This window comes from Streptococcus suis, from assembly GCF_019856455.1.
GTDB classification, from domain to species: Bacteria; Bacillota; Bacilli; order Lactobacillales; family Streptococcaceae; genus Streptococcus; species Streptococcus suis_AE.
Genome location: NZ_CP082205.1, coordinates 2551674 through 2561054, shown reverse-complemented (window position 1 = coordinate 2561054; position 9381 = coordinate 2551674). Strand labels below are relative to the sequence as shown.

The 9381-nt window shown below is 36.3% G+C and carries 7 protein-coding genes, 3 tRNA genes and 1 other annotated feature (1 of these 11 cut by a window edge); of the genes, 4 read left to right on the top strand and 6 right to left on the bottom strand.

Annotation, left to right across the window (positions count from 1 at the left end; translation table 11 throughout):
- Positions 1-202 precede the first annotated feature (202 nt).
- Complete coding sequence (locus K6969_RS12315; protein WP_171942917.1) at positions 203-967, bottom strand: ParB/RepB/Spo0J family partition protein; 765 nt, start codon at positions 965-967, stop codon at positions 203-205.
- A gap of 60 nt (positions 968-1027) precedes the next feature.
- Positions 1028-2224: a S1C family serine protease gene (locus K6969_RS12310; protein ID WP_004195348.1), complete on the bottom strand. Its 1197-nt coding sequence runs from the start codon at positions 2222-2224 to the stop codon at positions 1028-1030.
- A 173-nt stretch (positions 2225-2397) separates the two neighbouring features.
- Here K6969_RS12310 and rlmH point away from each other — a divergent pair, with 173 nt between their 5' ends.
- A complete protein-coding gene (gene rlmH, locus K6969_RS12305; protein WP_023371894.1) occupies positions 2398-2877 on the top strand; it encodes a 23S rRNA (pseudouridine(1915)-N(3))-methyltransferase RlmH in 480 nt (159 codons plus the stop codon).
- A gap of 24 nt (positions 2878-2901) precedes the next feature.
- Positions 2902-3585 (top strand): YoaK family protein, encoded by a 684-nt coding sequence (locus tag K6969_RS12300; protein ID WP_171942918.1) that lies wholly within the window; start codon positions 2902-2904, stop codon positions 3583-3585.
- Here K6969_RS12300 and K6969_RS12295 read toward each other — a convergent pair.
- Positions 3583-3656, bottom strand: a tRNA-Arg gene (locus tag K6969_RS12295). The two genes, K6969_RS12300 and K6969_RS12295, sit on opposite strands and share 3 nt — an antisense overlap.
- A 111-nt stretch (positions 3657-3767) precedes the next feature.
- On the opposite strand from K6969_RS12295, the gene K6969_RS12290 reads away from it, so the two are divergent.
- Together K6969_RS12290 and K6969_RS12285 are read left to right on the top strand one after the other, a co-directional pair.
- Positions 3768-3839 (top strand) — tRNA-Glu (locus tag K6969_RS12290).
- A 5-nt stretch (positions 3840-3844) separates the two neighbouring features.
- Positions 3845-3917 (top strand) — tRNA-Asn (locus tag K6969_RS12285).
- 68 nt (positions 3918-3985) lie between these two features.
- Here the strand turns inward: K6969_RS12285 and K6969_RS12280 are convergent.
- The 3 genes from K6969_RS12280 to K6969_RS12270 form a co-directional block, all read right to left on the bottom strand.
- The gene (locus tag K6969_RS12280; RefSeq protein ID WP_029173854.1) at positions 3986-6565 is read right to left on the bottom strand and encodes a YfhO family protein; all 2580 of its coding nucleotides are present in this window, start codon (positions 6563-6565) and stop codon (positions 3986-3988) included.
- A gap of 36 nt (positions 6566-6601) precedes the next feature.
- A complete protein-coding gene (locus K6969_RS12275; RefSeq protein ID WP_029173855.1) occupies positions 6602-8224 on the bottom strand; it encodes an ABC-F family ATP-binding cassette domain-containing protein in 1623 nt (540 codons plus the stop codon).
- Between the two features lie 64 nt (positions 8225-8288).
- A complete protein-coding gene (locus tag K6969_RS12270; RefSeq protein WP_029173856.1) occupies positions 8289-9161 on the bottom strand; it encodes a YitT family protein in 873 nt (290 codons plus the stop codon).
- Positions 9162-9262: 101 nt separating this feature from the next.
- Positions 9263-9381, top strand: a binding site (T-box leader); it runs 88 nt beyond the window's last position.

Genomic DNA, 9381 nt, shown 5'->3' with positions numbered 1-9381 from the left:
ATTTTCCCCCTTTCACATTATATTCGTTAGAATAGTGTACCATAAAAAACAAAAGTTTTCCACAGATAATTTTAAAAATCCACACTGTTAAGAAAAGTTTTCCACAAGATGTGAATAAAAGTCAGAACCTTTGCTGGTCCTGACTTTTTGTAATGATTTTAGTGTGGAAAAGAGTGTTTATAAAAATAAATTGTAAACAAGTCTATTTAAAATTGTTGATAATTCTTTCGAATTCATCGAGGTCATTAAAGCTAATCCGAATTTCTCCGCTCCCGTTTTTCTTCTTGATAATTTTTGTAGCTGTTCCAAGAGTTTTACTGAGTGAATCTTCCTGTTCTTTTAAAAATTGGTCGCGTTGTTTAAGCTTAGTGTGTTTTTTCTTATTTACAGCCATTAATTTTTCAAGCGTACGCACACTTAAATCCTTTGATAAAATGAGTTGAACCCATTCGGCTTGCTTTTCTTCTGAAAATGACACCAATTGTCGCGCGTGCCCTTGTGAAATTTTTCCTTCTTCTACAGCTTGTTTAGTCTGAGATGATAGATTTAGTAGGCGCAATAAATTACTGATATATGGTCTTGATTTTCCCATGATTTGAGCAACTTCATCATGCGTTAACCCTCTACTAATCAATTTTTGATAAGAGGCTGCTTCTTCTATCGGATTTAAGTTAGAACGCTGTAGATTCTCTATGATAGCCTGATAGAGTAAATCATCATCAGTTAGTTCCTTTACCACTGCTGGTATTGTAGTCAGTCCAGCTAATTGACTGGCTCGCAACCTTCTTTCTCCAGCTAATAATTCGTATCCGATAATAGAAGATTTTCTTACAATAATCGGTTGAATTAAGCCATTTTCCTTAATAGATTGAGCGAGCTCAAGTAGCTCCTTTTCATCAAAATGAATTCTTGGCTGATAGGGATTGGGATGGATTTCTGAAATATTTAGTGTACGTAATTCTTCCATATATCCTTATTCTAGCAAAAAAAATGAGACTTTACAATTGTGTAAAGTCTCATTTGTCAATTATTCGCTAAGTTCTTCTGTAGAATGTGTCAACTTAATGTCAACAGTTTGTTTCTGATTATTGCGGTAATAAGTTACAGTGATTGTATCTCCAATTTGATGTTTGTAGAGAGCGCTCTGGAGGTCACTCTTATTTTGAATAGCTTCTCCGTCAATCTCAGTAATAACATCAAAAGTTTCTAATTTTCCATCTGCAGGTAGTCCACTTTGTGTAGAGACAATTACGACACCGGATGTTAATTCTGTATTTGATAATCCAGCCTTTTCTAATTGACTAGTTGACAAGGTCGTCAAGTTAACCATATGAACTCCAAGAGCAGGTCGGCTAACTTTTCCAGCTTTCTCTAGTTGATTGATAATGGCTACGGCATCATTTGCAGGAATAGCGAATCCCATCCCTTCCACAGCCACACCTGAGCTACTTACAGAACTTGAGGTGATTTTGCTAGAGGTGATACCAATAACTTGTCCTTGGATATTAATCAATGGTCCTCCAGAGTTTCCAGGGTTGATAGCTGTATCGGTTTGAATAGCGTTGGTTGAGATTGTTTGACCATCTTCTGATTGTGAAGTAACTGTCCGACTTAGGCTAGAAATAATACCTTGAGTAACTGTATTGGCGTAGACGCTACCTAGAGGACTACCAATTGCGATAGCAGTTTCTCCAACTTTAATTGTATCGGAATCAGCAAATTCAGCAACAGCAGTGACTTTATCTGCTGATATTTTTATAACAGCTATATCAGAATAGGTATCGGAACCAACGAGTTCACCGCTGATTTTTTCTCCAGATGCTAAAAGAATATCAATCTTTTCTGCGTTATTAATAACATGCGTATTTGTCACAACATAGGCATATTGACCATCTTTTTTATAGATAACCCCAGACCCCTCTCCAGCAACAGCTAGTTCGTCAGATGATTCAATATTTCCAAAGATAGCACCAAGACTATTGTTGGCTGACTTTTGGTAATTAATAACAGACACAACAGCATTTTGTACTTTCTCTACAGCTTTTGTGGTGGAAGTTTCATTATTATATTGAACATTGCTGACACTAGTGATAGCAGAATTTGCTTGTTGAATCTGTGGTTGGAAGAAAGAGGCTGATAAGGCCCCGATAAGACCACCCAAAAATCCAATTACAAATAAAATCGCAAATTTCAAATATTTTTTCATATAAGGAATCCTTTCCATTTCTTTAATTTTCTTTAAGATTACTCTTGCTTTCTTAATTATAGCTTAAAGTTTTCAAAAATCAATCCACAACCTGTGGATAACTCTGTGAATTATGTGAAAAACTGTAGCCATATCCTGATTTTCTAAAAATATTTTCTGTCGTACGCTTGTGGATATGTTACAATTATTTTATGAAAATAAAATTGATTACCGTTGGAAAATTGAAAGAAAAGTACCTCAAAGAAGGTATTGCAGAATATAGTAAACGATTGGGACGATTTGCTAAGTTGGATATGATTGAGCTTCCTGATGAAAAAACACCAGATAAAGCCAGTCAGGCAGAGAATGAACAAATATTAAAAAAAGAAGCCGATAGAATTATGTCTAAAATTGGAGAGCGAGATTTTGTCATTGCCTTAGCGATAGAAGGCAAACAATTTCCATCGGAAGAATTTAGTCAAAAGATATCTGACATTGCAGTAAATGGGTATTCAGATATAACTTTTATCATCGGTGGTAGTTTGGGTCTCGATTCTTGTATTAAAAAAAGAGCTAATTTGTTGATGAGTTTTGGACAGTTGACACTTCCCCATCAACTAATGAAATTAGTTCTCATCGAGCAGATTTATCGTGCATTTATGATTCAGCAGGGAAGCCCATATCATAAGTAGTTTCACGTGAAACAAGGAGTGAAAATGAATCAAAAAGATTATCGTGTTTTTGAGGGATTGAGAATTGCTTGTTCATTAACGTTTATCAGTGGTTATTTAAATGCCTTTACTTTTGTGACTCAGGGTGGTCGCTTTGCTGGCGTACAATCTGGAAATGTTATTTCTCTAGCTTATTTTTTAGCTAAAGGTGATTTTGCGCAGGTAGTTAATTTTTCTATTCCCATTTTATTTTTTGTATTCGGACAATTTTTTACCTACTTAGCAAGAAGGTATTTTGAAAAACAAACATGGTCTTGGCACTTTGGTAGTAGTGTAATGATGTTAGTTCTTATTTTACTAACTATCATTCTCTCACCTATTATGCCTGCATCTTTTACAATTGCTAGTCTAGCCTTCGTAGCCTCTATTCAAGTAGAAACATTTAGAAGGTTACGAGGTGCTCCGTATGCCAATGTGATGATGACAGGGAATGTCAAAAATGCTGCTTATCTCTGGTTTAAAGGAGTTATTGAAAAAGATTCAGAACTTAGAAAAACAGGTAGGAACATCTTATTGACCATTATAGGGTTTATGCTAGGTGTCATCATATCTACTCATCTATCCTTCAAATTTAAAGAATATGCCCTTATTGGTCTGATTTTGCCAGTTTTATATATTAATTATGAATTATGGCAAGAAAAAAGACCTACTCGAGGTAGGTCTAAATGATTCCAGCAGGATTCGAACCTGCGACCGTTCGCTTAGAAGGCGAATGCTCTATCCAGCTGAGCTATGGAACCTTAACCATTTTATTTTACATTAAACAAAGCACTCTGTCAATACAATAAAAAATCAAAAAATGTATTGACAAACAAAGTCACATGTATTATACTAGTTATTGTTCTAAAAATGGTCCGTTGGTCAAGGGGTTAAGACACCGCCTTTTCACGGCGGTAACACGGGTTCGAATCCCGTACGGACTATTTCTTCCGCCATAGCTCAGTTGGTAGAGCGCATGACTGTTAATCATGATGTCACAGGTTCGAGCCCTGTTGGCGGAGTAGATAAAGCATAGGAAACCTTGAGAAATCAAGGTTTTTTGCTTTTTACAAGAAAAAACCGAGAAAGTTTAGTATTCTCGGTTCTTAGAATAATAGTATCCAATGAATTGATAGGAGAAAAATACAAAAACTGCACCAAAAGAAATCAGTAAACCTAGATAGAAACCATTTGGTACAAAGGTTAAAACTAGTTTAGTTTGACCTGGACTTACATCCACTTTCATAAAACCCTCTTGCGCTTTTTGGATTTTGATAGGTTTACCATCAATGGTTGCATTCCATCCTTTATCATAGGGTAAAGTAAGGAGGAGTGAGGCTTCTTTATCGGTTACAAAATCAACGGTTACTTTATTACCATCAGTTTTTGTTACTACTTGTTTTTCTTGGAGAATGGAAATAGCCTGTTGGAAAGCTAATAAGTCCAATCGATAAAATTGTGGTTTATCAAAAGAAACTTGATTATTTTCAGGAAAATATACATCGACTTGAACTTGTACATCTGTAGTAAAGCTCCCCACATTGAAGAAAGAGAAAGCATTATCTAGTGTAAACTCACTTGACTGATTGTTGACAGTAATGACAACCTTTTTTTGATTCTCATTTGAGAATGTTAAATTTGGCAAATTTAAGTATACTTGGCTATTTGCAGGTATATTTACTAAGAAAGTTGCCTTTGCAGCATCCTCATTGTCAACTTTATTGACAGTCATTCGATTGCTCAACTCAACTGTATTTTGTGAAACAACATCTGATAAAGTGTGGTAGTATTTTTGAGATAGCCCTGTTAGTTGATTAAGAAAATTTGTTTGATTATCGAGAGTCAGATTTGTAAAATTGACATCTTTGTAAATCCCTTCAGTCAATAGGGCTAACCCTAGATTAAAACTATTTTCGTAAAGATTAATAGTAGACTGACTCTGATTCAGTGTGAAACCAAACTTATTTGGGTCCGTAGTAGCTAAATTATATTTGACTCCGAATAGGCTATCAGCAATGATTGTATTATTCTGATAACGAAGATTCAAATTGGTACCGTCTGAACGGAAACCGAGCTTATCTAGTACTGAGCTGGAAGCACGATTTCGAATGGAGGAGAATTGAGAAATACCGTTGTAATTGAATTTCATGCTATCGTTGCCAGTTTGTGGTAATAGACGTTCTATACGATAAAATGAATCAGTTGTAGTCTTTGTAGACTTTACAATACTGTCAATGTCTGTCAATTTTTCTTCATAGTTTGATCGGCTAGGAAAATGCCATTCATCAGAAATCCCCTGAACCTGATAATGACTATGTAATCCAAGTTCTAAGAAAGTGAAGAACAATAAAACAATATTAATCCATTTTAAGGATGATTTATAGCGAATCATTGCTACAAAAAGAATGAAGTAGGCTATTAGAAATTCTAGTGTGAGTAGGAAATTTACATCCGTTAGAAACTCATAATGATCTCTAAAAATAAAGGTAGAAGTAAAGCAAATGAGAAAAAATGAAACAATCAGAGTAAAATTTTTAATACTTACTTGATGTAGTCGTGCCAATGTCTCTGCTGCTAAATAGATAACGGTTATTGATAGAGCCCATGCATAACGATAGAGGAACATGTTTGGCGCATGCATACCTTGCCAAAAAAGATTGAGTGGTTGTAGGTAGAAACTTGAAATAATGAATGTAAAGAATAGAGCATAGGAGAGTTTGACAGTTGGTTTTATTTCTTTTAATGTAAAGAATAATAAAGCGAGTATTAATGGAACGAGACCAACAGAGATCATGGGAATAGAACCAAATTTTGTTGTATCAAAGCTACCAACTAAGTTTTTTACAAAGAAGTCCAGATACCAAGAGTCTTCGGTTTTTAGGTTGACAATTTTTGTAAATGTCTCACCATGAGTTTTTAAATCCAAGTAGGTTGGTAACAACATGAACATGCTACTTAAAGCAGATAAAATTGACACTATTGTAAAGTTGATAAATCTTTTGATTCTCTGACTATCTATCCATGATAATTGAACCAATGTCCATAATGTTAGAAAAATAGCCACCATATAACCGAAGTAATAGTTTTGGATAAACAAGCATGTTAATGTTATGTAGTAGAGAATCGGACCCTGTTTTTTTAATAATCGATGCAATCCAAGAAGAACGAGTGGGAGGAGTAAAAAAACGTCTAGCCAGTTGTTTATTTCTAACTGACTTGTACTAAAACTCATCAGAGAAAAACTAGTAGCGAGTAATAGTGCCCATTCTTCTTTCAAATTTTTATGGATACCCTTTAGACTGAAATAAGTTGACAACCCAGTCAATCCAAATTTGACAATAGTGACAAGGTAGATAGCATCAGGCATGGATTGTAAATCAAAGAAAGAGACAATTGGAGATAGGAATGAGCCTAGGTAATAGGAGGATAGAGCATAAAAATTGAGTCCTAGACCACTTGTAAAGGTGTAAAAAAAAGAGCCGTCTCCGTGTAAAGTATTTCGTAATGTTTGATTAAAAATAACATACTGATGGAAACCATCACTGGCCAATATTGTTGTATCACTTCCCCACCAGATTCCTTGAAATGCTAAGACGATAGAAATAATAGTCAGCGGAATAAGGAAAGATAAGAGATAATAAATGGATGTTTTTGTAAATATTTTTTTCATAGATTTAAAAGAAAAGGCGAATAAATCGCCTTTTTATTATGCTTTCCAAAGTTCTTGTACTTTCGCTTGTACTTCAGCATTTTCCAAGAATTCATCGTAGGTTTCGTCAATGCGGTCAATCACACCATTTTTAGAGATAACAATAATGTGGTTTGCTAAAGTTTGAATAAATTCATGGTCATGGCTAGCAAAGATGATGGACTCTTTGAAGGCTTTTAGACCATCGTTCAGACTGGAAATTGACTCCAAGTCCAAGTGGTTGGTTGGATCATCTAAGACCAAGACATTTGACTTGAGGAGCATGAGTTTTGACAACATCACGCGCACTTTTTCGCCCCCTGACAAGACGTTTACAGGCTTGTTAACCTCATCACCCGAGAAGAGCATACGTCCCAAGAAACCGCGCAAGAAGGTATTGTCATCTTCTTCCTTGCTGGCAAATTGACGGAGCCAATCAAGGATAGATTCGTTTGTATCAAAATCACGAGTAGTGTCTTTTGGTAAGTAGGATTGACTAGTAGTGACACCCCACTTGACAGTACCTTCATATTCAATATCGCCCATAAGAGCACGAATGAGAGCAGTTGTTTGGATGTCGTTTTGACCAATAAGAGCAGTCTTGTCACCTGGACGCAGGATAAAGCTGATATTGTCAAGAATCGTTTCACCATCGATGACAACTTTTAAGTTTTCAACTGTTAGGAGGTCATTACCGATTTCACGTTCTGATTTGAAATTGATAAATGGGTACTTACGGCTAGAAGGAATAATTTCCTCCAACTCGATTTTGTCCAACATTTTCTTACGTGAAGTAGCTTGCTTAGACTTAGAAGCATTAGCAGAGAAACGGGCAACGAATTCTTGTAATTCCTTGATTTTTTCTTCTGCTTTGGCATTACGGTCAGCTTGTAGTTTAGCTGCTAGTTCACTGGATTGTTTCCAGAAGTCATAGTTACCAACGAAAATCTTGATTTTACCGAAGTCAAGGTCGGCCATGTGGGTACATACCTTGTTCAAGAAGTGGCGGTCGTGGGACACGACGATAACCGTATTTTCGAAATCAATCAAGAAATCTTCGAGCCAGTTGATAGATTGGATGTCCAGACCGTTGGTTGGCTCGTCCAAAAGAAGAACATCAGGCTTACCAAAGAGGGCCTTAGCCAAGAGGACCTTAACCTTCTCACCGTTGGTCAATTCGCTCATGTTTTGGTAGTGCAGGTCTTCTGAGATATTGAGGTTTTGGAGCAATTGTGACGCTTCACTTTCAGCTTCCCAGCCACCAAGTTCAGCAAACTCACCTTCTAATTCAGCAGCACGAACACCATCTTCATCAGAAAAATCTTCTTTCATGTAAATAGCATCTTTTTCTTTCATGATGCTGTAAAGTTGTTCATTCCCCATGATAACAACGTCAATCACGCGCTCATCTTCATAGTCGAAATGGTTCTGACGTAACACAGAAAGGCGTTCGTCTGGTCCAAGTGAAATATGACCTGTTGATGGCTCGATGTCACCAGCAAGAATTTTCAAAAATGTAGATTTACCGGCCCCGTTTGCACCAATCAAACCGTAGGTATTTCCTGCTGTAAATTTGATATTGACATCGTCAAATAATTTACGGTCGCTAAAGCGAAGCGACACGTCTGATACTGTAAGCATAGTTTCTCCTCTATTTCTGTCTATTAGTTTTATTGTACTAGAAAGAACTTGAATTTTCAATGAATTACATTGGAATCAAAATATCTTCATCATAATGTTTATGGTCTTTTTGAAGACTGAAGCCACGTCCACGCACCTGACTCGCAGGCATAACAACTATAAAGGCAGTTTCATCAATTTCTAATACCGCTGTCTCCAGTTTCTGCATTTCTGGAATAGAGATGGTAGTCATCAACATGCGCTTGTCAACCCCTGTGAAGCCACCGATAATTGGAAGTTCTGTTACACCGCGATCAGCAACTTTAGTAATATAGTCTTTAATTTCTTCTGATTTTTGAGAAATGATCATGACATTTCGAGAAGATTGGGTACCAGACATCATGCGGTTGACAATATAAGTAATGGTCATTAGGGCAATAATCGAGTACATAACAGTATCAGTATCGAAGGCAACAAATCCAAGACCAACGATAATACCATCAATAATAGCCATTGTCAGACCTAATGATAAAGGGGTGTACTTGTGAATAAATTGAATAAGGATACCTGTACCACCAGTAGAAGAATTTCCAAGGAAGACAAGTCCAAGCCCAAAACCAAGGATAATCCCCCCAAAAATAGCAGCAAGTAAAGGATTATCTGTCAAGTTGGGTAAAACTGCTGTCAACTTGATGCAAAGAGGATAAATGATAGCACCATAGACAGTTTTGATAAATACAGATTTTCCTAAGAAAAACCAACAGATGATTAATAAAGGGATGTTACAGTAGAGGACAAAATCAGACGGACTCCACCCCAGAAGAGCATTGAGTGCGATTGCTAAACCTCCGACACCACCAGATACGATACTATTCTCTAGAAAAAAACTGTTAAATCCAATGGCCATGACAATTGATCCGAGTGTGACAGAGATAAAGTCCTTTATACGTTCTTTCATATATTCTCCTTGGTTAGTGTTATAAAAGCAATTTCTATTATCCCTAATTTAGACAGTATCGTCAAGGATTTGTCAGCTTGACTTTCTAATTTTTTGCGGTTATAATAGGAATCAATCAGAAGAGTAGTAAGTGGATAATTTTTAGAGAGTTTGTGGTTGGTGTAAACAAACAAGAGTCGCTTATGAATGGACTGAGTGAATAGAATCTGAATAAATAAGG

Bases quoted from the DNA above. Each gene is read 5' to 3' on its own strand.
- K6969_RS12315 (WP_171942917.1), bottom strand. From the start codon at position 967: ATGGAAGAATTACGTACACTAAATATTTCAGAAATCCATCCCAATCCC.
- K6969_RS12310 (WP_004195348.1), bottom strand. From the start codon at position 2,224: ATGGAAAGGATTCCTTATATGAAAAAATATTTGAAATTTGCGATTTTA.
- rlmH (WP_023371894.1), top strand. From the start codon at position 2,398: ATGAAAATAAAATTGATTACCGTTGGAAAATTGAAAGAAAAGTACCTC.
- K6969_RS12300 (WP_171942918.1), top strand. From the start codon at position 2,902: ATGAATCAAAAAGATTATCGTGTTTTTGAGGGATTGAGAATTGCTTGT.
- K6969_RS12280 (WP_029173854.1), bottom strand. From the start codon at position 6,565: ATGAAAAAAATATTTACAAAAACATCCATTTATTATCTCTTATCTTTC.
- K6969_RS12275 (WP_029173855.1), bottom strand. From the start codon at position 8,224: ATGCTTACAGTATCAGACGTGTCGCTTCGCTTTAGCGACCGTAAATTA.
- K6969_RS12270 (WP_029173856.1), bottom strand. From the start codon at position 9,161: ATGAAAGAACGTATAAAGGACTTTATCTCTGTCACACTCGGATCAATT.